The 24,731-nt window shown below is 67.6% G+C and carries 24 protein-coding genes; 13 read left to right on the forward strand and 11 right to left on the reverse strand.

What is annotated here, in order from left to right; all coding sequences use genetic code 11:
- Positions 1 to 10 precede the first annotated feature (10 nt).
- The gene (locus ACZ5R1_RS17170) at positions 11 to 973 is read right to left on the reverse strand and encodes a GlxA family transcriptional regulator (RefSeq protein ID WP_007159579.1); all 963 of its coding nucleotides are present in this window, start codon (positions 971 to 973) and stop codon (positions 11 to 13) included.
- Between the two features lie 283 nt (positions 974 to 1,256).
- Complete coding sequence (gene acs / locus ACZ5R1_RS17175; RefSeq protein WP_027602536.1) at positions 1,257 to 3,215, reverse strand: acetate--CoA ligase; 1,959 nt, start codon at positions 3,213 to 3,215, stop codon at positions 1,257 to 1,259.
- Positions 3,216 to 3,377: 162 nt separating this feature from the next.
- On the opposite strand from acs, the gene ACZ5R1_RS17180 reads away from it, so the two are divergent.
- Positions 3,378 to 3,728 (forward strand): 4a-hydroxytetrahydrobiopterin dehydratase, encoded by a 351-nt coding sequence (locus ACZ5R1_RS17180; protein ID WP_007159581.1) that lies wholly within the window; start codon positions 3,378 to 3,380, stop codon positions 3,726 to 3,728.
- Positions 3,729 to 3,766: 38 nt separating this feature from the next.
- Here the strand turns inward: ACZ5R1_RS17180 and ACZ5R1_RS17185 are convergent, their stop codons facing one another.
- On the reverse strand, positions 3,767 to 4,180 hold the full coding sequence (locus ACZ5R1_RS17185) for a VOC family protein (protein ID WP_027597131.1): 414 nt from the start codon (positions 4,178 to 4,180) through the stop codon (positions 3,767 to 3,769).
- A 125-nt stretch (positions 4,181 to 4,305) separates the two neighbouring features.
- On the opposite strand from ACZ5R1_RS17185, the gene ACZ5R1_RS17190 reads away from it, so the two are divergent.
- Positions 4,306 to 4,530, forward strand: a complete 225-nt coding sequence (locus ACZ5R1_RS17190; RefSeq protein WP_007159583.1) for a hypothetical protein — start codon at positions 4,306 to 4,308, stop codon at positions 4,528 to 4,530.
- A 2-nt stretch (positions 4,531 to 4,532) separates the two neighbouring features.
- Positions 4,533 to 4,985: a GNAT family N-acetyltransferase gene (locus ACZ5R1_RS17195; RefSeq protein ID WP_464712598.1), complete on the forward strand. Its 453-nt coding sequence runs from the start codon at positions 4,533 to 4,535 to the stop codon at positions 4,983 to 4,985.
- On the opposite strand, the gene ACZ5R1_RS17200 is transcribed toward ACZ5R1_RS17195, so the two are convergent.
- Entirely contained in the window at positions 4,982 to 5,194 is a 213-nt protein-coding gene (locus tag ACZ5R1_RS17200; RefSeq protein ID WP_042136137.1) for a DUF3820 family protein, read from the reverse strand. The two genes, ACZ5R1_RS17195 and ACZ5R1_RS17200, sit on opposite strands and share 4 nt — an antisense overlap.
- Before the next feature lie 122 nt (positions 5,195 to 5,316).
- Between ACZ5R1_RS17200 and ACZ5R1_RS17205 the strand changes: the two genes are divergently transcribed.
- Positions 5,317 to 6,126 carry an SDR family NAD(P)-dependent oxidoreductase gene (locus ACZ5R1_RS17205; protein ID WP_007159586.1) on the forward strand — a complete coding sequence of 270 codons (810 nt, stop codon included), beginning with the start codon at positions 5,317 to 5,319 and terminating at the stop codon, positions 6,124 to 6,126.
- 56 nt (positions 6,127 to 6,182) lie between these two features.
- On the opposite strand, the gene ACZ5R1_RS17210 is transcribed toward ACZ5R1_RS17205, so the two are convergent.
- Positions 6,183 to 6,374, reverse strand: coding sequence for a hypothetical protein (locus tag ACZ5R1_RS17210; protein ID WP_007159587.1), 192 nt, complete (start codon positions 6,372 to 6,374; stop codon positions 6,183 to 6,185).
- Between the two features lie 252 nt (positions 6,375 to 6,626).
- On the opposite strand from ACZ5R1_RS17210, the gene ACZ5R1_RS17215 reads away from it, so the two are divergent.
- The 3 genes from ACZ5R1_RS17215 to ACZ5R1_RS17225 all read left to right on the forward strand — a co-directional run bounded on the left by ACZ5R1_RS17215 (position 6,627) and on the right by ACZ5R1_RS17225 (position 8,090).
- On the forward strand, positions 6,627 to 6,902 hold the full coding sequence (locus tag ACZ5R1_RS17215; protein WP_027602531.1) for a BrnT family toxin: 276 nt from the start codon (positions 6,627 to 6,629) through the stop codon (positions 6,900 to 6,902).
- Complete coding sequence (locus ACZ5R1_RS17220; protein WP_027597134.1) at positions 6,880 to 7,152, forward strand: BrnA antitoxin family protein; 273 nt, start codon at positions 6,880 to 6,882, stop codon at positions 7,150 to 7,152. Before ACZ5R1_RS17215 ends, ACZ5R1_RS17220 begins: the two co-directional genes overlap by 23 nt.
- A 233-nt stretch (positions 7,153 to 7,385) precedes the next feature.
- Positions 7,386 to 8,090, forward strand: a complete 705-nt coding sequence (locus tag ACZ5R1_RS17225) for an aspartate/glutamate racemase family protein (protein WP_464712599.1) — start codon at positions 7,386 to 7,388, stop codon at positions 8,088 to 8,090.
- Here the strand turns inward: ACZ5R1_RS17225 and ACZ5R1_RS17230 are convergent.
- Together ACZ5R1_RS17230 and ACZ5R1_RS17235 are read right to left on the reverse strand one after the other, a co-directional pair.
- On the reverse strand, positions 8,087 to 9,391 hold the full coding sequence (locus ACZ5R1_RS17230; protein ID WP_464712600.1) for a leucine-rich repeat-containing protein kinase family protein: 1,305 nt from the start codon (positions 9,389 to 9,391) through the stop codon (positions 8,087 to 8,089). The genes ACZ5R1_RS17225 and ACZ5R1_RS17230 overlap by 4 nt on opposite strands.
- A gap of 74 nt (positions 9,392 to 9,465) precedes the next feature.
- On the reverse strand, positions 9,466 to 10,143 hold the full coding sequence (locus ACZ5R1_RS17235) for a haloacid dehalogenase type II (protein WP_464712601.1): 678 nt from the start codon (positions 10,141 to 10,143) through the stop codon (positions 9,466 to 9,468).
- Positions 10,144 to 10,377: 234 nt separating this feature from the next.
- Here ACZ5R1_RS17235 and ACZ5R1_RS17240 point away from each other — a divergent pair, with 234 nt between their 5' ends.
- The 4 genes from ACZ5R1_RS17240 to ACZ5R1_RS17255 all read left to right on the forward strand — a co-directional run bounded on the left by ACZ5R1_RS17240 (position 10,378) and on the right by ACZ5R1_RS17255 (position 16,038).
- Positions 10,378 to 12,135: a putative bifunctional diguanylate cyclase/phosphodiesterase gene (locus tag ACZ5R1_RS17240; protein ID WP_464712602.1), complete on the forward strand. Its 1,758-nt coding sequence runs from the start codon at positions 10,378 to 10,380 to the stop codon at positions 12,133 to 12,135.
- 83 nt (positions 12,136 to 12,218) lie between these two features.
- Complete coding sequence (locus ACZ5R1_RS17245; protein WP_181084162.1) at positions 12,219 to 13,472, forward strand: sensor domain-containing phosphodiesterase; 1,254 nt, start codon at positions 12,219 to 12,221, stop codon at positions 13,470 to 13,472.
- A 121-nt stretch (positions 13,473 to 13,593) separates the two neighbouring features.
- Complete coding sequence (locus ACZ5R1_RS17250; protein ID WP_027602525.1) at positions 13,594 to 14,841, forward strand: GGDEF domain-containing response regulator; 1,248 nt, start codon at positions 13,594 to 13,596, stop codon at positions 14,839 to 14,841.
- A gap of 117 nt (positions 14,842 to 14,958) precedes the next feature.
- Positions 14,959 to 16,038, forward strand: a complete 1,080-nt coding sequence (locus ACZ5R1_RS17255; RefSeq protein WP_144955695.1) for an SMP-30/gluconolactonase/LRE family protein — start codon at positions 14,959 to 14,961, stop codon at positions 16,036 to 16,038.
- A gap of 3 nt (positions 16,039 to 16,041) precedes the next feature.
- Here ACZ5R1_RS17255 and ACZ5R1_RS17260 read toward each other — a convergent pair whose 3' ends face one another.
- Both ACZ5R1_RS17260 and ACZ5R1_RS17265 read right to left on the reverse strand, forming a co-directional pair.
- On the reverse strand, positions 16,042 to 16,395 hold the full coding sequence (locus ACZ5R1_RS17260; RefSeq protein WP_007159597.1) for a hypothetical protein: 354 nt from the start codon (positions 16,393 to 16,395) through the stop codon (positions 16,042 to 16,044).
- Positions 16,396 to 16,535: 140 nt separating this feature from the next.
- Positions 16,536 to 17,639 (reverse strand): DUF1615 domain-containing protein, encoded by a 1,104-nt coding sequence (locus ACZ5R1_RS17265; RefSeq protein WP_464713294.1) that lies wholly within the window; start codon positions 17,637 to 17,639, stop codon positions 16,536 to 16,538.
- A gap of 221 nt (positions 17,640 to 17,860) precedes the next feature.
- Between ACZ5R1_RS17265 and ACZ5R1_RS17270 the strand changes: the two genes are divergently transcribed.
- Complete coding sequence (locus ACZ5R1_RS17270; RefSeq protein WP_144955698.1) at positions 17,861 to 19,072, forward strand: YeeE/YedE family protein; 1,212 nt, start codon at positions 17,861 to 17,863, stop codon at positions 19,070 to 19,072.
- On the opposite strand, the gene ACZ5R1_RS17275 is transcribed toward ACZ5R1_RS17270, so the two are convergent.
- Positions 19,069 to 20,340: a hypothetical protein gene (locus ACZ5R1_RS17275; protein ID WP_464712603.1), complete on the reverse strand. Its 1,272-nt coding sequence runs from the start codon at positions 20,338 to 20,340 to the stop codon at positions 19,069 to 19,071. The two genes, ACZ5R1_RS17270 and ACZ5R1_RS17275, sit on opposite strands and share 4 nt — an antisense overlap.
- Positions 20,341 to 20,377: 37 nt before the next feature.
- The gene (locus ACZ5R1_RS17280) at positions 20,378 to 21,955 is read right to left on the reverse strand and encodes a hypothetical protein (RefSeq protein WP_077171832.1); all 1,578 of its coding nucleotides are present in this window, start codon (positions 21,953 to 21,955) and stop codon (positions 20,378 to 20,380) included.
- 580 nt (positions 21,956 to 22,535) lie between these two features.
- Here ACZ5R1_RS17280 and ACZ5R1_RS17285 point away from each other — a divergent pair.
- Entirely contained in the window at positions 22,536 to 24,680 is a 2,145-nt protein-coding gene (locus tag ACZ5R1_RS17285; protein ID WP_044341444.1) for a polysaccharide biosynthesis tyrosine autokinase, read from the forward strand.
- Positions 24,681 to 24,731 lie beyond the last annotated feature (51 nt).

Here is a 24,731-nt window from a genome sequence, read left to right on the forward strand (position 1 = left end):
CGCCGGGCGCCTAGCGCTCGGCCACCATGCTGCCCTCGCCCGCCGCACCGCGTCGCTGGTTGCGGTCGTCGCGAGGAGTGACGCCAAAGAAGTTGCGATAGGCGCTGGAGAAGTGCGGCCCCGACGAGAAGCCGCAGGACAGGCCGATCTGGATGATCGATTTGCTGGTCTGGGTGAGCATCTTGCGTGCCCGATTCAGCCGTAGCTCCAGGTAGTACTGGCTGGGCACCCGCGCCAGGTACTGCTTGAAGATCCGCTCCAGTTGCCGCCGGGAGACGCAGACGTGCTGGGCGATCTCGTCGGTGGTGAGGGGCTCTTCGATATTGGCCTCCATCAGCATCACTGCCTGGGTCAGCTTGGGATGACTCGACCCCAGGCGATTCTTCAGCGGAATGCGCTGCCGCTCGCTGCCTTCGCGCAGCCGCTCGACGATCAGCTCCTCGGCGATGGTGCCCGCCTGTTCGGCGTCGCGGTCACGGCCGATCATGGCCAGCAGCAGATCGAGGATGGCCAGGCCGCCGCAGGCGGTCAGGCGATCGCGGTCCCACTCGTAGAGGTGGTGGGTGGCGATGACCTTGGGAAACTGCTCGCTGAATTCCTCCAGCCAGCGCCAGTGCACGGCGGCGCGATGCCCGTCGAGCAGACCGAGCTGGGCGAGGATGTGCACCCCGGCGGAAAAGCCTCCCATCACCACCCCGGCCCGGGCGGTCTGGCGCAGGGCCGCGGCCAGGGGCGGCGGCAGCGCGGGCGAGGGTTCGTCGGCCAGCACGAAGAGGCGATCCAGGCGTTCCAGCTGCCCTTCCCAGTGGCCACCCGGCAGGCGCGGCTGCAACTCGCTGCCGGCCTGCAGAAAGCGCACCTCGTAGGGTGTATCGCTCGAATGGCGAGCAGCGAGTTCCAGCGCTTCCTCGACCAGGCCCACGGTCAGCGGACGAACGTCGGGCCACAGCAGAAAGGCGATGCGGATGGTCATCTAACGTCTGGCTTCCTGTCGAGAGCGGCGGGGGCGACCGATCCGGGGCCCGCGCGCCATGAAACCCTTGTGGGGTGGCACGCATGGTACGCCGGAGCGCTGCCCCTGTCCCGGCCTTTGCCCGGGGTAGCGGACCGGTGTGCCCTCCGGTCCGCCGGCTGGCGCGATTCTAGCGCCAGCGCAACGGCCAGGGCTTTTACCCTGGCGACAACTCCTTACAGGACCGCCAAAAACAAACCGCCCGCTACCGGGACGATAGCGGGCGGTTGGCGAAGCCGTCGAATCAGGCGACGGCCTGGCTCATCTGCTGGTGGGTGCCGACCAGATGCTGCACCACGCCCGGATCGGCCAGGGTGGAGATGTCGCCAAGGGCGTCGTATTCACCCACGGCGATCTTGCGCAGGATACGCCGCATGATCTTGCCGGAGCGGGTCTTGGGCAGCCCCGGCGCCCACTGGATGACATCGGGCGTGGCGATCGGACCGATCTCCTTGCGCACCCACTGCTTGAGCTCCTGGCGCAGGGCTTCGTTGCCCTCCTCGCCCTGGTTGAGGGTCACGTAGACATAGATGCCCTGGCCCTTGAGGTCATGGGGCATGCCCACCACCGCGGCCTCGGCCACCTTGGGATGGGCCACCAGGGCGCTCTCGATCTCGGCGGTGCCCATGCGGTGGCCGGAGACGTTGAGCACGTCGTCGACGCGCCCGGTGATCCAGTAGTAGCCGTCTTCGTCGCGGCGGGCGCCGTCACCGGTGAAGTACATGCCCTTGAAGGTCTTGAAATAGGTGTCGACGAAGCGGTCGTGGTCGCCATAGATGGAGCGCGACTGGCCCGGCCAGGAATCGAGGATCACCAGGTTGCCTTCCACGGCGCCGTCGAGCAGGTTGCCTTCGTTGTCCACCAGCGCCGGCTGGATGCCGAAGAACGGACGGGTCGCCGAACCGGGTTTCTGGCCGATGGCGCCGGGCAGCGGGCTGATGAGGATGCCGCCGGTCTCGGTCTGCCACCAGGTGTCGACGATGGGGCAGCGCTCCTGGCCCACGGTCTTGTAGTACCAGTGCCAGGCCTCGGGGTTGATCGGCTCGCCCACCGAACCGAGCAGGCGCAGGCTGCTGCCATCGACGCCGCGCATGGCCGCGTCGCCCTGGGCCATCATGGCGCGGATGGCGGTGGGCGCGGTGTAGAGGACGTTGACCTGGTGCTTGTCCACCACCTGGCCCATGCGGGTGACGTCCGGGTAGTTGGGCACGCCCTCGAACAGCAGGGTGGTGGCGCCATTGGCCAGGGGGCCATAGACGATGTAGCTGTGACCGGTGATCCAGCCGACGTCGGCGGTGCACCAGTAGACCTCGCCGGGACGATAGTCGAAGACCCGCTCGTGGGTCAGGGCGGCATAGGTCAGGTAGCCGCCGGTGGTGTGCAGGATGCCCTTGGGCTTGCCGGTGGAACCGGAGGTATAGAGGATGAACAGCGGCGCCTCGGCGGACATCTCCTTGGGCTCGCAGTGTTCCGGGGCCACCGAGGTGATGTCCTCGTACCAGACGTCGCGGTGACGATGCCAGGCGATGTCGGCGCCGGTGCGCTTGCAGACGATCACCTTGCGCACCGAATAGGTGGCCGGATTGGTCAGGGCCTCGTCGACGTTGGCCTTGAGCGGGATCTTGCGGCCGCCGCGCACGCCTTCGTCGGCGGTGATCACCAGCTTGGACTGGCAGTCGCTGATGCGGCCGGCCAGGGATTCGGGAGAGAAGCCGCCGAACACCACCGAGTGCACCGCGCCGATGCGGGCGCAGGCCAGCATGGCCACCACGGCCTCGGGGATCATCGGCATGTAGATGGTCACCACGTCGCCGCGGTGGATGTCCTGGCCGCGCAGGGCGTTGGCCAGCTGGCAGACCTCGCGATGCAGCTCGCGGTAGGTGATGTGGCGGCTGTCGGCCGGATCGTCGCCTTCCCAGATGATGGCGGTCTGGTCGCCGCGGGTTTCCAGGTGGCGATCCAGGCAGTTGTAGGAGGCGTTCAGGGTGCCATCGGCGAACCACTGGATGTCGACGCGATGATCGTCGAAGGAGGTCTGCTTGACCCGGCTGAAGGGCTTGATCCAGTCCAGGCGCTGGGCCTGCTCGCGCCAGAAGCCATCGGGGTTGAGGATGGACTGCTGGTACAGCCGGCGATAGGTGACTTCATCGGTCAGGGTCTGGGAAGCGACTTCCGCGCGGACCGGGTAGAAAGCGGCACTCATGGGACGATCTCCTCGGCGGGAAACTGTTGTTCTTGTTGTGTTCCGTTGTACGGCGCGCACCGGTTTCGGACCATTCGACCATGGTCGGACGGGACGCCGGGAGCTGACCGGCGGGTCTGTTACCCTGCCCTTTCGTGACTTTCTTTCCCCAAGGAGCGCCCCATGGCCGATCTCGCCCACTCCCATTGCGTCCCCTGCCGCTCCAGCGAGCCTGCCCTGAGCGAGGCCGCCAGCAACGAATTGCTCAAGGCCGTCCCGGGGTGGACGCTGGTCGAGCGCGAAGGAATTCCACGGCTGGAACGCCGCTATGCCTTCGGCAACTTTCTGGAAGCGCTGGACTTCACCAACCGCGTCGGCCGCGAGGCGCAGGATGAGGATCACCACCCGGCCCTGCTCACCGAATGGGGCGCGGTGACGGTGAGCTGGTGGACCCACAACATCGGCGGCCTGCACCGCAACGACTTCATCATGGCCGCCCGTACCGATGCGGTCGCCCTGGCGGCCAACGTCTGAGCGCCGGACCGCCGGCCGCCGGATTGCCGGGCCACACGCTAGTCGCAGGCGGCGGCGAGTCCCTCGGCATGCACGAAGCACAGCTTGTTGCCTTCCGGATCCCGGCAGTAGGCGGCGTAGAAGTCCGCGCCATAGTCCGGCCGGATGCCGGGAGCGCCCTCGTCATTGCCGCCCAGTTGCAGGGCGCGGTGCCAGGCCGCCTCAACGGCCGCCGGCGACGGCGCGGCGAAGCTCACCTGGACGCCATTGCCCCAGGAGGCCGGCAGGCCATTGAAGGGCAGCTGTACATAGAATTGCGGCCACGCTCGCCCTGGCCGCTGCCAGCCACACCCGGGCGGGCCACCATCGTCTTCGGCCGGCATCCGCACCAGACCGAGCTCGTGCAACACGCCGTCGTAAAAATCGATCAGGCGCTCCAGATCACGCGCGCCTACCTGTACATGGCTGAACATGGGCTCTCTCCCGCTTGCCAGGGGGCATCAGGCCACGTTAGACCAGTCCGCTGCGGCTGCCTATCGGCTCGACAAGCCCGGTCCGGGCGGTTAGCGTGGCGGCCTTTGCCTGTGACGACATAGCCATGAATCTGCGCACCCTCCCCCGCCTGACCAAGATCGGTCTGGTCTTCTTCATCCTCGGCCTGCTGGGCGTGGCCTTCGCCCTCTATGGCCTCTACCAGGGTCCGCGTCCCTCCGAACCCGGCGCCATGCGCAGCCTGCTGTTCGCGGCAGGCTTGCAGCTGACCGGCTACGTGCTGCTCAACCGCAATCGCTTCCGCATGCTGTCCGGCCGGCGCAAGGACTGACCATGACCCTCCAGTGGAGCTGCCGCGCCGCACCGGCGCTGACCACCGCCGAGCTTTATGCCGCCCTGGTGCTGCGCGCCCGGGTCTTCGTGGTGGAGCAGCAGTGCATCTATCCCGACGCCGATGGCCTGGACCTGGCGGAAGACGTCTGGCACCTGTTCGGCTGGCGCGACGACCAGTTGCACGCCTACCTGCGCCTGCTCGGCGCGGTACGCGAGGAAGTGGTGATCGGCCGGGTGATCGTCGCCCCCGAGGGCCGCGGCAGCGGCCTGGGGCATCTGCTGCTGGCGGAAGCCCTGCGCGTCTGCGCCGAGCGCTGGCCCGGGCACCCGCTGTTCCTCTCCGCCCAGGCCCATCTGCAGGCCTACTATGGCCGCTATGGCTTCACGCCCTGCTCAGCGGTCTATGACGAAGACGGCATTGCCCATATCGACATGCGTCGCCTGGCCGACTAACGGCGGCGCAGCGGATCGAGCAGCGGCTTGAGGCCGTTGTGGTCGATCTCCTGCATCAGCGCCAGCAAGCGGCCCAGCTCGCCAGGCGGAAAGCCGCTGCGGGCGAACCAGTTGAGGTAGTGGCCCGGCAGGTCGGCCAGCAGGCGGCCGGCGTACTTGCCATAGGGCATGGTCCAGGTCACCAGGGCTTCCAGATCCGCGGGTTGCATCTCTTGTCTCCTCTACACGGCCTGGCGATTATGCCATGCCCTCAGGGGCCAACCGTCGGCCGCGGGGAGCGCCAGCCGCCCGCGACGATCCCAGCTACACCAGGTCTGCAGAGGATTTCAGCATGAGCAACGTTTCCCGGCCGCTGGCCGCCGTCACCGGTGCCTCCAGCGGCATCGGCTTTGAACTGGCCAAGCAGCTGGCCCGCCACGGCCATGATCTGCTGCTGGTCTCCCGCGGCGACGGGCTGGACGCCGCCGAGCGCGAATTGCGTGCCCTGGGGGTCAAGGTCTGGAGCCATGCGGCCGACCTGCGCACCGCCGTGGGAGTGGAAGAGACCTTTAGATTCCTGCGTCGCCAGGGCCGCCCGCTGGACGTCGTGGTGCTCAACGCCGGGGTCGGCCTGGGCGGCGCCTTCGTCGGCCAGACGCGCCTGGAAGACGAGATGGCATTGATCCAGCTCAATGTGATGGCCACCGTGCACCTGGCCAAGCTGGTGTTGCCGGAGATGGTCGCCGCCGGCCGCGGCCGGGTGCTCTTCACCTCCTCCATCTCGGCCACCGCGCCGATTCCCTTCGAGGCCGTCTACGGCGCCTCCAAGGCCTTTATCAACTCCTTCGCCTTCGCCCTGCGCAACGAGCTGAAGGACAGCGGCGTGACCCTGACGGTGCTCATGCCCGGCCAGACCGACACCAACTTCTTCCACCGCGCCGGCGAAGACGACACCAGCGTCGGCGCCGGGCCCAAGCACGATCCGGTACAGGTGGCCGCCCAGGGTTATGCCGCCCTGATGCAGGGCCTCGACCATGTCTATGGCGGCGGTCCCGAGGTCCAGCACGAGGGCGAGGTGCTCAATCGGGTGGAAAGCGAGGCTCAGAAGGCCGAACGGCACCGCGCCTGGTCGGAGCCGGGATCGGCGGAAAAAAAGGACTAGCTGCGCTTACGCCAGGCGAGGTGTCAGGCCCCTGCCTGACGTCCGCCCGACAGCCTCTAGTTGACCGGCGTGGCCCCGGGCGTGCCGCACTTGGCGAACTTGCCCTTGGCATCCTTGCATTGCACCGCCTTGGTCTTGGTCGTGTCGCATTTGACGAACTTGCCGTGGGCATCCCGGCAAGGCGCCGCCTGGACGCTGGCGGATGCGAAAAGGGTCAGGGCTAGCGCGGCGAACAGTGCTTTGAGCATGACGATCACCTCCAGGGCCGGGAGTGGCCTCTCGAAGCGTAGCTTGCATGCCAGGGCGCTGCCACCGGCGCTAGCTAGCGACACAAAAGCTCGTATCCAGGCACTGGAAGGAAGACCGTCAGGCTTGCTCGACGCGTGTCGAGGCCGCTCCCCAACGCTCGTTGACGTCATCCGCAGGCTGCCTCATCTTCCGCAGGCTCGTATGGACGAGAAAGTCTTGCCGCCCCCAATTAATGTACATACGATAAATCCATGGACATCACCTTCGACCCGGCCAAGAACGCCCTCAACATCGCTGCTCGCGGATTGAGCTTCGAAGGGGTTGCCAACTTCGATTTCGAAACGGCGCTGATCTGGGTCGACGACCGCAGGATCTATCCGGAAGTACGGTATTCGGCCCTGGGCCTGATTGCGGGCCGAGTGCATGCCGTGGTGTTCACCGAAACCGCTACCGGCATTCGGGTCATCAGCTTCCGCAAGGCAAACAATCGCGAGGTAAAACGCTATGAGCAAGCCACTCAACCCTGAATTGATCGACGCGGAAAACCCTGAGTGGACCGACGAGAAGGTCGAGCAATCGGTGCGTATCGGTGCGTTGCCGGTGACCTTGCAAGCCAAGCTGCGTCGCGGCCGACCCCAAGCGAGCGTTACCAAGGAGCGCATCACCATTCGGCTTTCCCCGGACGTTGTCGACGCCTTCCGCGCGACGGGTTCAGGCTGGCAAACCCGCATGGATGCCGCGCTCAAGGACTGGCTGAAAACGCATTCGCCGTCCTGATCGTGCTCCGCCTTGCCCTGACACTGGGCGTCCATCTCCAAGCTGGATAAATCAGGAGTCGCGCTCTCCAGACCTGCCGCTAGAGGCCTAGGGCAGCATCCGCCGATTCCCCTCGACGTTCTTGCGGCCGACCAGGCTGCTCACTGTACCGCCCGATCTCTGCCTCACTGATCCTCGCGCACCGCGGGGACAGGCGCCAAGATGCCCATTCGCCAATCACCATGGGAAAGACCATGCGCACCCTGGGCCTGCTGGGCGGCATGAGCTGGGAGAGTTCGGCTCACTACTATCGCATCCTCAACGAAGAGGTCCGGCGGCGGCTGGGCGGCAGTCATTCGGCGGCCTGCCTGCTGCTGTCGGTGGACTTCGCTGAGATCGCCACGCTGCAGCATGCCGGCGACTGGGCGACGCTGGGTCTACGTCTGCAGGCGCATGCGCGACAACTGGCGGCCGGCGGTGCCGAGGCATTGCTGCTCTGTACCAACACCATGCATTGCCTGGCGGCGGAGATCGAGGCGGCCACGGCCCTGCCGCTGTTGCACATCGCCGATCCCACCGGGGCGGCGATCCAGGCGAAGGGCCTGCGGACCGTCGGCCTGCTGGGCACCGCCTTCACCATGGAGCAGGCCTTCTATCGCGAGCGGCTGACGGCGCGCTTCGGCCTGGAGGTGCTGGTGCCTGAAGCGGACGCGCGCCAGACCGTGCACCGGATCATCTACGAAGAGCTGGTGCGCGGCGAGGTACGCATGGAATCTCGGGCGGCCTATCGAGCGATCATCGCCGAACTGGTCGCCCGGGGCGCCGAGGGCATCGTGCTCGGCTGCACCGAGATCATGCTGCTGGTGGACCAGGGTGACAGCGCGGTGCCGCTGTTCGACACCACGCGACTGCACGCCCTGGCCGCCGTGGACTGGGCCCTGGACGAGCCCCGGGACTAATCCTGCAGTCGCTGCGCCACCTCGGCCAGCAGCGGACGGGCATCGAGCGCGGGCTGCTGGCACTCCGCGGCCAGGGCCGCCAGTGCCGGATCGACCGGCTCGCTGCACCGCGCCAGCCACTCCTCCAGCAGGATGCCGAAGGCGCGACTCTCGAAGCGTTGCAGGCGCGCCGCCTGAATCTCGTCCTCGGGCAGCAGCGAGGCACCGCCGAAGTCCCCCAGCAGGCAGCGGGCGCCACCGTCCCAGAGGATGTTATGGGCATAGAAATCACCGTGGACCAGGCCGTGCCCGTGCAGGTGCGCCAGGGCACTGGCCATGCCGCCAGCCATGCGGCGCACGGCGCTGGCGGTGAAGCGGGTGTCCTCGGGATAGACGTCGCGGCTGCAGGTGGTGAAGCTGGGCGGACCGGCCAGGTTGCCGAAGGCCGACTCCACCAGCTCCAGCACCAGGCCGCTGCGCTGCTCGGGATGCTCGGCCAGGTCACCGAGAGCACCGATCAGCCAGGGATGGGTGCCGGCGCTGAGGCTGGCGGCGCTTTCGCTTTCCGGGGTGCCATCGCTGGTCATGCTGCCCTTGAACAGCTTGACGGCGACCTCGCGCGACCCGGTGGGCGATTGCCAGCGCGCCTGATGGATGATGCCGGAGGCGCCCTCCCCCAGCCGCTCGCCAAGCTGCAGATCACCCCAGGCGATGCGCTGCTGGCGGGCGGCCTGAGCTCGCACCGCGCGCTCGCGCTCGGCGCCCAGGGGATTGTCGCCATAGGCCAGCCAGGTCAGCCGTGGCAACTCCAGGATGGCCGGCGGCAGCGCGGCGAAGCGATTCGCCGACAGCCGCAGCAGTTCCAGCTGGTGCAGGTCGGCCATGGACGCCGGCAGATGCTGCAAGCGGTTACCGGCCAGCATCAGCTTTTGCAGGGCGGGCCGCTCGCCCAGGGCGGCGGGCACCTCGGCGATGCGGTTGTCGGTAAGGATCAGCCAGCGCAGGCGTGGCGGCAGGGCCGCGGCGCCTACCCGCTCCAGCTGGCAGGCCTTGAAGCCGATCATCTCCAGCCTGGGCAGCGTGCCCAGCACCTCGGGCAGCTCGGTGAAGGGATTGCCCGAGCAGAAGAGAATGCGCAGCTGGTGCAACCGACCCAGGTCGGCGGGCAAGCGGGTCAGCCGATTGCCCGACAGGTCGAGGATTTCCAGGCTGTCGGCCAGGCCATAGATCTCTTCGGGAAATTCGGTCAGGTCGGCGCGCAGGGTCAGGCGCGTGGCCCCGGCCAGTTCGCCGGCACGCAGCCGGGCAAGGGTATCCGTCATGGGAAAGCGACTCTCACTGTCTGGAAAAACCGGCACCCGCCGGTGATGGCGCGGACGTTAGCACGCCGGGGCAACTAGCCGCGGCCCTCGTGCGCCAGAATGCGCGCCACTGCCTCTTGCAGCGTGCCGGCAGTCAGCTTGGGCGGCGCCAGGGGATTGGCCGCCTGGTCGGGACGCCGCTGCAGCAGGGCACCCTTGAACCCGGCGGCCTGGGCGCCGGCGATGTCCCAGGCATGGACGGCGATCAGCCACAGGTCTTCGGCGGGTTGACCCAGGCTGCTGGCGGCCTGGCGATAGGTGGCCGTAACCGGCTTGCTGGCGCCGGCGTCCTCGGCCGAGAGGATATCGGCGAAGGCGTCGCTCAGGCCGGCGTATTCCAGCTGCGCCCGGGTCGCGGCGCGCGCATTGTTGGAAAAGGCGATGCAGCGCACGCCCTGTGCCCGGGCGAAATCGAGGCCCGCGCGGACATCGGCATGGGCGGGCAGCCGCTTGAGGGCGTCCGCGACGCGCTGCTTGTCGGCGGTGGTGAGCGTTCGCCCGAACCGTGCGCCGATCATCTCCAGCGCCGCCTGACCCTGGGTCTCGAAGGGGGCGTGCCGGCCACAGAGCTCGGCGCTCATGGCGTTCTGCAAGGTCTGGGCGAACCAGAGCGTGTGGCTCTGGGGGTCACCGAACAGGTCGGTGAACAGGCTATCCAGCGCGGACAGGTCCAGCACGGTCTCGTTGATGTCGAACAGGCAGGTCAGGGTCATGGTCGCTACTCGGCAGGGGATATCCCTTCGACCAGGGCTCGCGATCGACGTGCAGCCGCGCTAAGGTTCCAGACTGGCAGGCGAGACGAAACGGCTAAAGTCTTATGATTTCTCGCCGATACTTCCGCAGACCTGCCTCTCGTTTGCTGCACTCGCCTGGCTCGGGTCGCGGCAGTTCTTCCAGGATGGGCTTGTTGCTCGAGCAAGGCTCATCGATATTCCCGAGATAGCCTGATGGCCGATTCACTGAAGTACGAAGATGACCGCCTCAACGCCCTGCACGCCCTGGAGTTGCTGGATTCGGCGCCGGCGGAGGAATTCGATCGCCTCTGCGAACTGGTCGCCAGCAGCTTCAATGTGCCGACCGCGCTGATCAGCCTGGTGGATCGCGATCGCCAGTGGTTCAAGGCCCGCGTCGGCTTCGACCTGGCGCAGATGCCCATCGAGGACGCCTTCTGCGCCCACACCATCCAGGCCGAGGATGGCCGGATGGAGATCAACGATGCCTGCTGCGATACCCGCTTCAGCCATAACCCCCTGGTGGTACGCGCCCCCCATGTGCGCTTCTATGCCGGCTCGACCCTGGTCACCGAGGGCGGCTATGCCATCGGCAGCCTGTGCATCCTCGACAGCCAGCCGCGCGAACTGACGGCGGAGGAGCGCAAGCGCCTGGACGATTTCGCCGCCCAGGTGATGAGCCTCATAGGCCTGCGCCAGCACCTGCGCCGCCGTGATCCGGTCAGCGGCCTGCCCAATCGCCAGCAGTTCCACGCCGATGTCGCCCAGCTGGCCGAACTCCAGCCCGACGAGGGGCGCCTGCTGGTGCTGGTGGATCCCCTGGAGACCCACTGGAAGGAGCAACTGATTCTGGCCCAGGGCATGTGGCCCTTCGAGACCTTTCTGCGCAGCCTGGCCTTGCGCCTGTGCGACGCCCTGAGCGAGCGGGCCAAGGTCTATCACGTGGACACCAAGAGATTCGCCTTCCTGCTGCCGGAGGACTGCGATTATCCGCCGCTGCTCGACGCGCTCATCGCCCAGTTGCGGATGCCGGTCCAGGCCGACCGCATTCCCATCGATCCGCCGGTCAAGGCCGGTGTGGTGCCCTTCCTGCTCGACGCGGGCGAAGTCCGCGACCTGCTGCGCAAGGCCATGGTGGCGGTCGATCAGGCGGCGCTGAGCAGTCGTCACTGGGTCGTCTACGAACGCCCCCGGGACGAGGCCTTCCAGCGGATCTTCCAGCTGGTCCGGCAGATTCCCGAAGGCCTCGAACGCGGCGACTTCAGCCTGGCCTTCCAGCCGCGCCTGGCCCTGCCCGAGCGCCGACTGTGCAGCGCCGAAGCCCTGCTGCGCTGGACCCATCCGCAACTCGGCCCCATCGCTCCGGGCGATTTCATTCCGGCGATCGAGAAGACCGCGCTGATCCACAGCGTCACCCGCTGGGTGATCCGTACCGCCATCGGCCAGCTGGCGCACTGGGACACTAGCTATCAGGGGCGACTGTCGCTCAACCTGTCGCCACGGGATTTCGACGAAGGCGATCTGGTCGAGTTGCTGCGCGAGACCTGCCAGCGCCAGGGTGTCGATCCGCGGCGGCTGGAAGTGGAGATCACCGAAGGCGAATGGCTCAGACGCAATCCCGAGGCCATCGCCCAGCTGCATGCCCTGCGCGAGCTGGGCCTGGAGATCGCCATCGACGACTTCGGCAGTGGCTACAGCAACTTCGCCTATCTCTACGAATTGCCGGTCACCAGCGTCAAGCTCGACCGCTCGCTGATCCATGACCTGCCCGAGGATCCACGCAAGCAGGAGGTCGTCAGGGCGCTGCTGGCGCTGATCGGCAAGCTCGGCTATCGCAGCGTCGCCGAGGGCATAGAGACGCCCGAGGTGCTGGCCTTCCTGCAGCAAGCCGGCTGCGACGAGGTCCAGGGCTATCTGCTGGCCCGGCCCATGGCCCTGCCCGCTTTCGAGGCCTGGTACGCCGAACGGGGTTAAGCCGAACGGATGAGGTCATTTGACTGACAAATTCATTCCAGGCTCTACACTGGTTCAGGTCGTAGTTTCCCGGGAGTGAGGACATGAGGGAATCAGGTACCGAGTTGTTGGAGGTGGTTGGCCTGGATACCGGCAACCTGAGCAGCCAGGGCTGCATCGACAAGGTGCTGCACGCGCTGCGCATCCACCTGGACATGGACGTGGCCTTTCTTGCCGAATTTCGCCAGCAGGATCGGGTCTTTCGCAACGTCGATGCGGCGCCCGATGCGCCGCTCAAGGCCGGCGATGCCCTGCCGCTCAGCCAGGGCTATTGTCAGCAGGTGGTAACCGGCCACCTGCCCGAACTCATCCCCGACACCCGCGCCGTCGGCGCTACCCGGCTGATCCCGGAGACCCGCAGCGTGCCCATCGGCGCTCACGTCAGCGTGCCCGTACGGCTCAGCGATGGCGAACTCTATGGCACCTTCTGCTGCTTCAAGTACCAGCCCGATCCGACCCTGAGTCCCCGTGACCTGGAGTTGGTGCGGACCTTTGCCGAACTGGTGGCCGATCGCCTCAGCCTGGACGTCTCCAGTCGCCGCGGCCAGGTGGAGATGCGCGAGCGCATCCAGGGCGCGGTGGCCGCCCACCAGCCGAGCATCGTCTACCAGCCGATCTATCACCTGACGGATCTGCGCATCGCCGGCTGGGAATCCCTGTCGCGCTTCCACTGCCCGCCGCAGCGCAGCCCGGACCTGTGGTTTTCCGAAGCCAGCGCCGTCGGTCTCGGCGACGAACTGGAAGAAAGCGCCATGCGCTTCGCCCTGCAGGGACTGCGGAGTCTGCCCGACGACAGCTACCTGACCATGAACTGTTCGCCGCAGACCATCCTGGGCGGGCGCCTGCCAGCGCTGCTGGCCGGCAATCCTCCCGGACGCCTGGTGCTGGAGATCACCGAACATGCCGAGGTCGACGACTACGACGCCCTGCATGCCCAGCTGCAACCGCTGCGGGCCCAGGGCGTGCGCCTGGCCATCGACGATGCCGGCGCCGGCTATTCGAGTCTGAGACACATCCTCCGGCTGCGGCCGGACATGATCAAGCTGGACATGAGCCTGGTGCGCGACATCGATCGCGACGCCGAACGCCGGGCGCTGGCCTCGGCGATCATCGCCTTCGCCCGCGAGACCCACAAGGAGGTGATCGCCGAGGGGGTGGAAACCCTCGCCGAGCTGGAAGCGCTCAAGGCGCTGCAGGTGGACAAGGTGCAGGGCAACCTGCTGAGTCGCCCGCTGCCGCGCGACGACGCCCTGCGCCTGCCCCGGCAGCGCCAGCTGGAAGGCCAGGCGGACCGCTGAACCGGGAAGGATCGGCGGCCATTCAAGTCGTCGATCCTTTGGCCGATACGCAGAGGCGAATGATCCCTTCCTCTGACGCCAGAACTATTCTCGGCCGATCTTTGCCCTGCAGGAGTTACCGGTGCGCTCCATCCTGGTCATCGAAGACAGCCCCATGGTCCTCAAGATTCTGGCGCACCTCTTTCGTCAGCAGCGCGACTTCGAGCCGGTATTCTGCGCCACCCTGGCCGAAGCCGAGCTGATGCTGGAAACCTCGGCCAATCTGTTCTTTGCCGCCCTGGTGGACCTCAACCTGCCCGATGCGCCCAATGGCGAAAGCGTCGATCTGGTGCTGCGCTATCGTCTGCCCTGCATCGTCCTCAGCGGTTCCTACGACGAGCGCCGGCGCGACGACCTGCTCACCAAGGGCGTGGTCGACTATGTGCTCAAGGAAAGCCAGTACTCCTACGAATTCGCCTTTCGCCTGCTGCGGCGGCTGGACAGCAATACCGCGGTCAAGATCCTCATCGCCGAGGACTCCGACGCCACCCGCAACTACATCCGCCATGTGCTGACGCCCCACCGCTACCAGCTGCTGGACGCCTGCGACGGCAACGAGGCCCTGCGCCTGCTGCAGGAGCAGCCGGACATCGACCTGCTGGTGGTGGACCACAGCATGCCCGGCCTCAGCGGCTTCGAACTGGTGCAGATGTTGCGGCAGAAGCTGCGCCGCCACGACCTCAGCATCATCGGCCTGTCGGCCGACGAAAAGGGTTCGCTCAGCGCCAAGTTCATCAAGCAGGGGGCCGACGACTTCCTGCGCAAGCCCTTCTGCCCCGAGGAGCTCAATTGCCGCGTGGTCTCGACCCTGGAACGGCGGGATCTCATGCGCGCCCTCACCCACGCCGCCCAGTACGATTCCCTCACCGGGCTGCGCAACAGGCGCGCCTTTCAGGATCAGGCCCAGGAGCTGTTCCGCCAGGCCGAACGCGAGGGCCACGCCCTGAGCGTGGCCATGCTCGACCTGGATCACTTCAAGCGCATCAACGACGAACACGGCCATGCCAGCGGTGACAGTGCCCTGGTGGTCTTCGCCCAGGCCTTGGCCCGGACCCTGCCCCAGGATCTCACCGGTCGCCTGGGTGGCGAGGAATTCGCCCTGGTCAGCCGGATGCCACCGGAGCAGCTGCTGCAGGCGCTGGACCTGCTGCGCCGCTACTGCCACGCCCAGAGCTATGCCCCCGGCGCCCCGCCGCTGTCGTTCAGCGCCGGCGTCTTCAGCGGCCTCGCCGACGACCTCGAAGGCTTTCTCCACGAAGCCGACCGGCGCCTCTATCAGGCCAAACGCCAGGGCCGCGGTCGGACCTGCCTGGTGCTCGAGGCCGACTAGGCCCGTGCCCCGGTTGGCGCCATCCATCACAAGACATATGATGTCATATGATTAACCTGCCGATGCAGGTTGATCCGCATTGCCTCGTCTGAACAATAACAATCAAGGACCTGCACCATGCATGACTCCCTCCCGGGCCTCGCCCGGCCATTGTCACGTCGCCAGTTGCTCCAGGGCGGCCTGGTCTGCGGCGCCGCCCTCGCCCTGCCCGGTCTCGCCCGCGCCGGGGAACCCCTGAGCCAACGCTATCCCGATCCGCTGATCGAGATCCTCGACGACCGCTTCCTCGAGTTGCGGCTGTTCAACGCCAGTGTCGAACGCCTGGCCACCGGCCTGCGCTGGGCCGAAGGCCCGGTGTGGATCGGCGATGGCAACTACCTGCTGATGAGCGACATCCCCAACAACCGCATCGTGCGCTGGGATGAGGTCAGCGGCCGGCTGGACACCTACCGCGCCCAGTCGAATTTCGCCAACGGCCTGACCCGTGATCGCCAGGGTCGGCTGATCGCCTGTGAAGGCTCCACCACTCACGGCCTCGGGCGGCGGGTCACCCGCACCGAGCACGATGGGCGTATCACGGTGCTGGCCGATAGCTTCGACGGCAAGCCGTTCAATTCGCCCAATGACGTGGTGGTCAAGCGTGACGGCTCCATCTGGTTCAGCGACCCGCCGTTCCAGGCCAACAGCGACTACGAGGGTCATAGGGTCAAGACCGAGCAACCCGATGGGGTCTATCGCATCGACGGCGAGAGCCTGGCGGTGACCCGGGTGATCGGTGATCTCAACGGCCCCAACGGCCTGGCCTTCTCGCCGGACGAGAAGCTGCTCTACGTGGTCGAGGGCCGCGCCAAGCCCAATCGCCTGGTGTGGGCCTATACGGTCAGGGACGACGGCAGCCTGGGCGAGCGCCGCAAGCACATCGAGGCGCTGGAATACGGCGCCCTGGACGGTATCAAGTGCGATGTGGCGGGCAATCTCTGGTGCGGATGGGGCAGCAGTGGCGCGCCGGCGGCCAAGCCCGAGGCGCTCGATGGCGTGCGGGTCTTCGATCCCAGCGGCAAGGCGCTGGGTCACATCCACCTGCCGGAACGCTGCCCCAACCTCTGCTTTGGCGGCCCGGAAGGCAACCGCCTGTTCATGGCCGGTTCCCACTCGCTGTACAGCCTCTACGTCAACATCCGTGGTGCCGGCCTCTAGCCGCTAGCGGGACTCGGGCGGCGACTGCTCGGCCAGGACGGTCAGGGAGTCGAGCACGCTGTCCAGGGCGTAGGCCGCTTCGAAGCGCGCCAGATTCTGGGTGAGGTCGGCCAGGCTGGTGGTGATCCCCAGCCAGTTGCCCAGGCCGATCTGGCGCGCCGCTTCCGGCAGCGAACAACCGCCATCGCGGCGTTCCAGCCAGGCCAGCACCAGTTCCGGCGGGGTATCGGCTTCGAGGCCCAGGGTGCGCAGCAGTCGCAGGGCCTTGGCCTGTTCGCGGGGTGGCAGCCGATGGCGGGCCGTAGGGGTGGGCTGGTCGACGATCAGCGTCAACCGGGAGCCGGGGGTATCGGTCATCTGGACCTCTAGGGACTACACCAGAACCGTACGGCGCGAGGCCGCTTCATCGCCCCATGTTAGGCGAATAGTCTGGCCAATTGCCATCCCCGGGCCCGACCCTCGTCACCTGGAAAACGCCGTTCGGCCCCCTGCTCCCCTCAGCGCGCGGCGCGGCCCCGGCAGCGCTGCCAGCGTTCCTCCACCCGCTGGGCGAACCAGGCGGTGGTGAGGGTGCGGGTGATCTTGGGACTCTCCAGGGTGATGCCCGGCAGGATGGCGCGCGGCAGGCTGCGACCGGCCTTGCGCTCGGCCAGGGCATAGACCTTGGCATAGAGATCGGTCTTGGCGAAGTCCTCGGACTCCCCCGCCTCCAGGTCGTGGCGGATGGCGATGTCGCTCATGCCCAGGGCCGGCGCCAGGCGATTGACCGCCCGCTCGGTCTCGCCCTGGGTCCGCGAACCGGGCACCACCAGATCGCCGTCCAGCGCCAGCTTCATCCCCGTGGCCCGGCTTACCGCGCTCTGGAAGGCGGCATTGCGACTGGCGTACCAGCCGGCGTTGAAATCGGCGAAGCGATACAGCGGCGTGGCATAGTCCGCCGGATAGCCCAGCAGGTGCGCGGTGCCGAAATAGAGACCGCCCCGTCGGCTGAACACCTCGTGGCGGATGGAACCCTCGCGCTCATAGGGATAGCCGCGGGCATGAGCCTCGGCGAAGTCGATGCTGACCTGCATGGGGCCGCCGGTGCGCACCGGATTGAAGCGCCCGAACAGCTGGCCTCCCAGGGGCACCATGGCGATGAAGTCCTCGAAGATCAGACTCAGCTCGCGCTCGGTTCGGGCACTGTCCAGGCGCTGGGCGTAGGTCTTGCCGGTGGGCGACCTGAGGTTGAGCGCGGTGCGCACCAGCAGCTGGGGCACATAGGCCTGCGCCGCACGTCTGTCGATCTCTTCCCGGGCGATCCGCCCCAGTCCCGGCACCGGCGGATCGACCTGGTAGGTGGATTCCTGCTCCGCCACCGCCAGCACGGCGCAGAGGTTGTCCGTCGAGGGCTCGAGGCCCTGGGCGCTGAACGCGGTCTGGATATCGCTGGCCCAGCCCTGCCGATCCGCGACGCTGGCCGGCAGCAGCCGCAGGAGCTCGGCGCGCACCTCAGCCGGCGAACGGGTCGGACCCTGGGAGCTGGGCGTCAGGCTGCAACCGGCCAGCACCAGGGCAGCGGCCAGGGCGGTCCAGCCGCGCAATCGCGACAGGGTGGGCAAGGCGGGAACAGACGGCACGGCAGCGGCGGACACGGCGACTCCAAGGGATTCCTTTGGCCGCTTTGACCACGCCCTCGGTCAAACGGCTGTCCTGAATGCTAGATAACTTCTGGCTATATCGATGTAACCCTTTCATTGAACCAGAGTTGCCGGGTGGCTGGGATTCACGGGCAAGTCCTACTAAAATTGTCGGACTTTAGTTCGAAGCTACCGGAACCATGATGCAGCAGACCTCTACGCTTTCCTCTCCTCGCCTGCCCTGGGCGGCCCTGTGGGCGACCTGCCTGCTCGCCCTGGGCATGGTCTTTCTAGGCCAGGCCGTGGGCGGCCGTCAGGCGCTCCTGCTGCTGCTCGGCGGCGCCCTCGGCCTGACCCTCTACCACGCCGCCTTCGGCTTCACCTCGGCCTGGCGGGTGTTCATCCTCGACCGCCGCGGCGCCGGCCTGCGCGCCCAGATGGTGATGCTGGCCCTGGCGGTGCTGCTGTTCTTTCCCGCCCTGGGCGCCGGCAGCCTGTTCGGCGAGGCGGTGCGCGGCAACGTCTCGCCGCTGTCCACCTCGGTGGTGGTCGGCGCCTTCCTGTTCGGCATCGGCATGCAACTGGGCGGTGGCTGCGCCTCCGGCACCCTGTTCACCGCCGGCGGCGGCAATGCGCGGATGCTGGTGACCCTGCTGTTCTTCGTCATCGGTTCGCTGATCGCCACCCAGCACCTGGGCTGGTGGTTCGCCCTGCCCAGTCTGCCGCCGACCTCCTTGGTGACCAGCCTGGGCGTGCTGCCCGGCATCCTGGTCAGCCTGGCGGCCTTCGCCCTGATCGCCGGGGTCTCGGTGGTACTGGAGCGCCGTCGCCACGGCTCGCTGGAAGTCACGGTGCCCGGTGAACACCAGGGCGCGGCGCGCCTGCTGCGCGGCAGCTGGCCGCTGGTCTGGGGCGCCATCGCCCTGGCCATACTGAACTTCGTCACCCTGGCCCTGGCCGGTCGCCCCTGGGGCGTCACCTCGGCCTTCGCCCTCTGGGGCGCCAAGGGTGCCGGTCTGCTCGGGCTGGACGTCTCCGGCTGGGCCTTCTGGCAGCAACCGGCCAATGCCCGGGCGCTGGCCGAGCCCTTCTGGTTCGACGTCACCAGCGTGATGAATCTCGGCATCATGCTGGGCGCCCTGGCCGCCGCGGGGCTCGCCGGACGCTTCGCCCCCAGCCTGCGCATTCCCGCGCGGTCGCTGGTGGCGGCGGTGCTTGGCGGCCTGCTGCTGGGCTACGGCGCGCGGCTGGCCTATGGCTGCAACATCGGCGCCTACTTCAGCGGCATCGCCTCGGGCAGCCTGCACGGCTGGCTGTGGCTGGTGGCCGCCTTCTTCGGCAACAGCCTGGGCGTGCGCCTGCGCCCCTTCTTCTTTCCCGGCGAACGCCGCGTCGAACGCCTGACCGGCTGCTAGACCGGCAGGACCTGGCGACCGGGCGGCAGCGCTCCCGGTCGCTCCGGCAGGCTGATCATCCCGTACTGAGGCGCGCCGTGGTAGGTCTTCAGCGCCTGCATGACGAAGAGCAGGGCCGCGGTGCCCTGGTATTCGAACAGTCCCTGCAGCGGCCAGATGGTCATGAAGGCGAGGAATACCGCCAGGGTGAATTCCAGGTCGCGGCTCAGCTTGCGCGCCACCAGATAGTGGACCGCCAGGCCGATGGGAATCACCAGGATCGACAGGAAGCCGAAGCGGAACACGGTGCCGAAGATGCCGACGTCGGAAAGGAAGAAGTAGTCGCCGAAGATCGGCTTGAAGCCGTCGTTCCACATCAGGCTGAGGCTGCCGCTGGGCAGGCCGTTGTACAGCTGCAGGTGGTTGATGATCTGGGAAATGGTGTTTTCCCGGACGTTGTCGGTAGGGCCTTCCTGCACCGAGCGCGCATAGAAATCCAGGTTGAAGCCGAGGGTTTCCAGGAGGTGCGGATAGAGGATCAGCGGCGCGATGATGATGGCGCCGAACAGCGCCGGGCCGACCAGGCGCGCGCGCAGGGCGAGGATGGTGAACACCAGGCAGACCACGATCAGCTGGCGAGTCTGCAACACCACCACGATGGTCGCCAGAAAGAACAGCGCCAGCAGGCCGTGCCTCAGCTTGGGCCGCAACTGGCCGTCGATGAAGGAACGCCCGCGACCGGCGAAGTAGATGCAGATGAAGTAGCCGAAGAAGATGGCGCCTGCCCCCGTGGAGGCCCGTCCGGGACGGCTGAGGTCCTTCACCTCCTCGCGCAGGTCCGGCAGCATCTTGAAGTAGGACAGCCAGCACAGCAGCGCCGAGAGCAGCCCGACCAGGATGATCAGATTCTCGAACTGCACGGCATTCAGCCGCTTCGCCAGGTAGAGCACCAGGAAGGCGCTGAAGCAGTAGAGCACCCGCCGCTCCTCGATGAGGCCGTAGACCAGCGGCTGGCCCCAGAACAGCTGGGCGAACACCGCCGGCAGGCCGACGAACACCGCCGTGGAAAACAGGCAGAAGCCCATCAGCAGCCGATAGTCGCGCTGCGGCCGATGCCAGGTGCTCAGGGTGAAGAGCGCGAAGAAACCCAGGCAGATCGCCAGGTACAGCTCGCCCACGTAGCGGATGCCCACCGGATTGGTCGGGCTCTGTTCGAAGACGCCGAACTGCAGGACCATCAGGCCACCCAGGGCCAGAAAACTCAGTCGATTGATCAGCGTACCCGGCATACCCGGTTTCCTCGCAGCACGTTCATGGATGGGGCGTTCATTGCAGGCGCCAGTCACCCTCGACCTTGGCGTAGGTCAGTTGGCGACCGTCCGCCAGACTCAGGCGGGCGCGGGTGTATTCGGGCAGGTCGACGCGGAAATCCCGGCCTTCCAGATAGAGTCCGCCACAGGCCCCCGGCTCGCCGTGGTAGTCCAGCGGCTGGCGCTGCAATTCGTGGATGCTGCGGTGGAACAGCAGGTTGGCGTAGCCGCGCACCGTCATGTCGGTGGAGATGAGGGTGCAGTCCAGCGCGACCTGGCCTTTCACCAGCCCGACCAGGGCCTGATTCTGCCGGTCGATGGCGCCCCAGCCGGCATAGCCGGCGAGGTCCTGGCGATAGGTCTGGCCGTTCTGCAAGGCCGCGGCCACCAGCACCACGGCGAGCACGGCGCGCCCCGGGGTCTTCAGGGCCAGAAAGGCCAGGCCGAGCAGCAGCGCGGCGGGAAAGATGAACTTGAGGCGATCGAAGGAAAACTGGGTGGCATGCTGCAGCAGCAGCAGATTTTCCAGCAGTGGCACGCTGGCGGCGACCAGCAGCAGCGTGGTGCTGCGCGGCCAGTTCAGGCTCTTGCGCTTCCAGACCAGTACCCCCAGGGCGATGGCCACCGCGGCCAGGAACAGGCCGAAGGACAGTCCGTAGCCAGCGAAGAAGTCGGTCAGGTGGGCATTGTTCGGACTGCGGGCGAGAAAGCGCCGGGCAAAGGCCTTGAGCGTCGGCAACAGGCCCGCCGCCAGGCTGTAGTGCAGCAGCACCAGCAATCCGGCCAAAGCCGTGGCGAAGGCCAGGCGCCAGGCCATCCGCTGGCCTTCCGGCAATTGCCGGCGCTGCAGCCAGAACAGCGCGACCAGCCCGCCGCCGAAGACGTAGCCGGTCCATTCGGTCAGGGCGCCGAAGCAGACCAGGCCGGCCAGCAGCCAGCCCAGCCGCTGGCGCTGGCCGGCAGGCGCCTGCAGGTAGTGGAAGAGCGTCAGCAGACTGGCCAGCAGCAGCACCTGGTAGAAACTCTGCACCCAGTAGAGCAGGCCCTGGGACAGCAGCGCCTCGCGGCTGAACACTGCGATCAGGCAGCCCAGCACCGCGCTCGTGGCGGCCAGGCCGCGGCTGGCGCCGTGACTGCGCAGCACCAGGTAGAGCAGGCGGAACAGCAGCAGCGCCGTGAGGGCGCCGAGGGCGGCGTTGAACAGCGCGAGGCTGTGCAGCGAAGGCGTCAGCCCCGCGGCCTTGAGGCCGAGATAGGGCGCGAGAAAGCCGTAGCTGCTGAAGCTGGTGTAGACGTAGTCGCCACTGTGGGTGGGGATGGTCGCGCCCCAGGACACCTGCTTGTCGTGACTGCCGCCCAGGGTCACCGTGGGCAGCCACCAGTGGCGGGTCACGCCGGATTCGTCCAGGGCATTGAGACTGAGCAGGACGTGATAGCTGGCTTCGAGATTCTGCGCCCCGGTGCCGTCGCGAAAATCCGGCAGGCGCCAGAGCAGCGCCAGCAGCAACAGCAGACCGACTACCAGACCGCCCAGCCAGAACGGCCACCGTCCCACCCGGACCCCGGGATGGGTAACGTCAGATACCACGCTCATTGTCCTGTCTCCTGACAGCCATGCAGTCGAGAACGCCGTCCAGGGCAGTGAAGAACCAGGCGCCATCCTCCGCAGGCCTGGTACAACCGGTGCAAGACCGCCCACGCAGGCCAAGAGGCGCGTGGGCGGGTAACCGGGCTTCAACCGCTGACTACATTCAAGAAGCCGTCAGGAACACGCCGGTGCCAGGGGGCCGCGGCGTTTGCATCTGCTACCTGGGGTGCCTTCGCCAGCAAGGGCACGGGCACGAGCGACTCCGGAACACCAGGCGCTGGCCATGGCTTGTCGTCCGGAGACACGACAGGTCGCGAAGAAGACTGCCTTAGCACCTTGACGCTGCCAAGCGGGCATCCGTCGCGTTCTGCACGGAGTGTCACATTTTTGGCTTTTGCTTTCGCTTAGAGTCGACGCAGCACTCCAGCCGACAAGGCGCGGATCCCCGATCCAGCGCCTGGCGTTCCCAGCTGTGCCCTGCCTGGTGTGACGATTTCGACCCCCGGTTCGCCGCGCGCTGCCCTCTCGCCAGCGTGCGGCTGCGACGGCTGTCCTTTCTCGTACCTGCCCCAAGGCCCGCTCCTGCATGGACAAGTCGCATCAGACGCTCCCCGCCGCCACCCAGGCCGCGGACATAGGTTTCGCCCGTTACTGCGCCGCGCTCTGGCGCCATCGCCGCAGCCTGCTCGTCTGCATCGTCCTCTGCACCCTGCTGGGCGTGGCCTATGCGCAACTGGCCGCGCCGCGCTATCAGGCGGTGGCGACGGTGCAGATCGAATACCAGCGCGGCATCGTGCGGCTGGACGAAGCCGACAACGGCCGACCGCTGCCGCCGCCGGAAGCCATCACCGAGATGCAGCTGCTCACCTCGCGGCGGGTGGTCGGCGAGGTGGTGGACGCCGAGGGCCTGGACCTGAGCGTCACCCCGCGGCGCCTGCCGCTGCTGGGCGACTGGCTGGCGCGCCGCCACGAACGCGCGGGCACCGGGGTGGCCCCGCCGCTGTTCGGCCTCGCGCGCTTCGCCTGGGGCGGCGAACAGCTGACCATCGCCAGGCTGAGCGTGCCCGACGCCCTCTATGGCCAGCCGCTGACCCTCACCGCCGAGGCCCCGGATCGCTTCCTGCTGAGCGATGCCCAGGGCAAGCGCCTGCTGGAAGGTCGGCTGGGCCAGCCGGCCAGTGCCGGCGAGCTGCAACTGGACATCGCCCAGCTGCACGCCTATCCGGGCACCGAATTCATCCTCGTCAAGCAACGCCGCGGCGTGGCCATCCAGGCGCTGCAGGAGCGGCTGATGGTCAGCGAGCGCGGCAAGCGCTCGGGCATCCTCTCGATCCAGCTGCAGGACACCGATCCGCAGCGGGCCCAACGCATCCTGCGCGGCATCACCGAGGCCTATGTGCGCCAGGACGTGACCCGCAACGCCGACGAATCCACCCAGCAACTGGCCTTCCTGCGCCAGGAGTTGCCGCGGGTGAATCAGCGCCTGGCCGACGGCCGCCAGGCGCTGGACCGCTATCAGCGCCGCCAGGGCTCCATCGCCATCGGCGAAGAGGGACGCAGCCTGCTGCGCCAGGCGGTGGACCTCGATGGCCAGCTGTCGGCCCTGGAGATGGAGCGCCTCGGACTGGCCCTGCGCTTCACCACCACCCACCCGCTGTACCAGACCCTGCTGGCGCGCCGCCAGGTGCTCAACGGCGAGCGCCAGGCCGTGCAGCAGCGCCTGGCCAAGCTGCCCCAGACCCAGCAGGAGGTCCTGCGCCTGCAGCGCGACGTCGAGGCGGCGGACAAGCTCTATGCGCTGATGAGCAAGCGCATCCAGGAATTGTCGGTGGTGCGCGCCGGCACGGTGAGCGATGTGCGCATCATCGACAGCGCCTATACCCAGATCGCCCCGGTCTATCCCAAGAAGCCCCTGCTGATCCTCAGCGCCCTGCTCTTCGGCTGCCTGGCCGGGATGGCCTGGGTCTATCTGCGCGCCAGCCTGGAGCGCGGCATCGAAGACGCCGAGGGCCTGGAAAATCTGGGCCTGCCGGTGCTGGCGCAATTGCCACTGGCGCCGAGCCGCCAACTCGGCGGCCCGCTGCAGACCTCACTCGACAGCGGCTACCAGGAGGCCCTGCGGATCCTGCGCACCAGCCTGGCCTTCGCCCGCACCGAGGCGCGCAACGACCTGCTGCTGATCACCAGCGCCAGCCCCGGCGCCGGCAAGTCCTCGGTGGCCATGCAACTGGCGCGGGTGCTGGCCGAAGGCGGGACGCGGGTGCTGCTGGTGGATGCCGACCTGCGGCGCGGACGCCTGCACCGGCGCCTGCAACTGGCCCGCCGCCCGGGTCTGGCCGAGGTGCTGGCGGGGCTGGCGACGCCCGAGCAGGCGATCCAGCCCTCGGCGATCCCCGGCCTGGATTGCCTGGTGGGCGGCGTCCGCCCGCCCAATCCGGCCGAATTGCTGATGAGTGCGCGCTGTACCGAGCTGCTGCGCGGCCTGCAGCAGGACTACGAACTGGTCATCCTCGACACCCCGCCGGTGCTGGCGGTGACCGATGCGGTGCTGCTCGCCGCCCAGGCCGGCACCTGCCTGCTGGTGTCACGCCATGGCTGCAACACCGCCAAGGAAATCGAGGCCACCCAGCGCCAGTTCGCCCACAGCGGTCTGGTGCTCCAGGGTGCGGTGCTCAACGCCGTGCCGCCCCCACCGTTCACCCGCGCCGCCCTGGGGGTCCTGACCGGCTGACGCCCACCTGGCCAGGCCCGGCGCTATGCTGGCGCCTGGCCAGCTCCTGTC

This window comes from Pseudomonas sp. Pso3 (assembly GCF_055393275.1).

What these genes read in the sequence shown, in the direction of transcription:
- ACZ5R1_RS17170 (WP_007159579.1), bottom strand. Translation starts at nt 973, where the DNA reads ATGACCATCCGCATCGCCTTTCTGCTGTGGCCCGACGTTCGTCCGCTG.
- acs (WP_027602536.1), bottom strand. Translation starts at nt 3,215, where the DNA reads ATGAGTGCCGCTTTCTACCCGGTCCGCGCGGAAGTCGCTTCCCAGACC.
- ACZ5R1_RS17180 (WP_007159581.1), top strand. Translation starts at nt 3,378, where the DNA reads ATGGCCGATCTCGCCCACTCCCATTGCGTCCCCTGCCGCTCCAGCGAG.
- ACZ5R1_RS17185 (WP_027597131.1), bottom strand. Translation starts at nt 4,180, where the DNA reads ATGTTCAGCCATGTACAGGTAGGCGCGCGTGATCTGGAGCGCCTGATC.
- ACZ5R1_RS17190 (WP_007159583.1), top strand. Translation starts at nt 4,306, where the DNA reads ATGAATCTGCGCACCCTCCCCCGCCTGACCAAGATCGGTCTGGTCTTC.
- ACZ5R1_RS17195 (WP_464712598.1), top strand. Translation starts at nt 4,533, where the DNA reads ATGACCCTCCAGTGGAGCTGCCGCGCCGCACCGGCGCTGACCACCGCC.
- ACZ5R1_RS17200 (WP_042136137.1), bottom strand. Translation starts at nt 5,194, where the DNA reads ATGCAACCCGCGGATCTGGAAGCCCTGGTGACCTGGACCATGCCCTAT.
- ACZ5R1_RS17205 (WP_007159586.1), top strand. Translation starts at nt 5,317, where the DNA reads ATGAGCAACGTTTCCCGGCCGCTGGCCGCCGTCACCGGTGCCTCCAGC.
- ACZ5R1_RS17210 (WP_007159587.1), bottom strand. Translation starts at nt 6,374, where the DNA reads ATGCTCAAAGCACTGTTCGCCGCGCTAGCCCTGACCCTTTTCGCATCC.
- ACZ5R1_RS17215 (WP_027602531.1), top strand. Translation starts at nt 6,627, where the DNA reads ATGGACATCACCTTCGACCCGGCCAAGAACGCCCTCAACATCGCTGCT.
- ACZ5R1_RS17220 (WP_027597134.1), top strand. Translation starts at nt 6,880, where the DNA reads ATGAGCAAGCCACTCAACCCTGAATTGATCGACGCGGAAAACCCTGAG.
- ACZ5R1_RS17225 (WP_464712599.1), top strand. Translation starts at nt 7,386, where the DNA reads ATGCGCACCCTGGGCCTGCTGGGCGGCATGAGCTGGGAGAGTTCGGCT.
- ACZ5R1_RS17230 (WP_464712600.1), bottom strand. Translation starts at nt 9,391, where the DNA reads ATGACGGATACCCTTGCCCGGCTGCGTGCCGGCGAACTGGCCGGGGCC.
- ACZ5R1_RS17235 (WP_464712601.1), bottom strand. Translation starts at nt 10,143, where the DNA reads ATGACCCTGACCTGCCTGTTCGACATCAACGAGACCGTGCTGGACCTG.
- ACZ5R1_RS17240 (WP_464712602.1), top strand. Translation starts at nt 10,378, where the DNA reads ATGGCCGATTCACTGAAGTACGAAGATGACCGCCTCAACGCCCTGCAC.
- ACZ5R1_RS17245 (WP_181084162.1), top strand. Translation starts at nt 12,219, where the DNA reads ATGAGGGAATCAGGTACCGAGTTGTTGGAGGTGGTTGGCCTGGATACC.
- ACZ5R1_RS17255 (WP_144955695.1), top strand. Translation starts at nt 14,959, where the DNA reads ATGCATGACTCCCTCCCGGGCCTCGCCCGGCCATTGTCACGTCGCCAG.
- ACZ5R1_RS17260 (WP_007159597.1), bottom strand. Translation starts at nt 16,395, where the DNA reads ATGACCGATACCCCCGGCTCCCGGTTGACGCTGATCGTCGACCAGCCC.
- ACZ5R1_RS17270 (WP_144955698.1), top strand. Translation starts at nt 17,861, where the DNA reads ATGCAGCAGACCTCTACGCTTTCCTCTCCTCGCCTGCCCTGGGCGGCC.
- ACZ5R1_RS17275 (WP_464712603.1), bottom strand. Translation starts at nt 20,340, where the DNA reads ATGCCGGGTACGCTGATCAATCGACTGAGTTTTCTGGCCCTGGGTGGC.
- ACZ5R1_RS17280 (WP_077171832.1), bottom strand. Translation starts at nt 21,955, where the DNA reads ATGAGCGTGGTATCTGACGTTACCCATCCCGGGGTCCGGGTGGGACGG.
- ACZ5R1_RS17285 (WP_044341444.1), top strand. Translation starts at nt 22,536, where the DNA reads ATGGACAAGTCGCATCAGACGCTCCCCGCCGCCACCCAGGCCGCGGAC.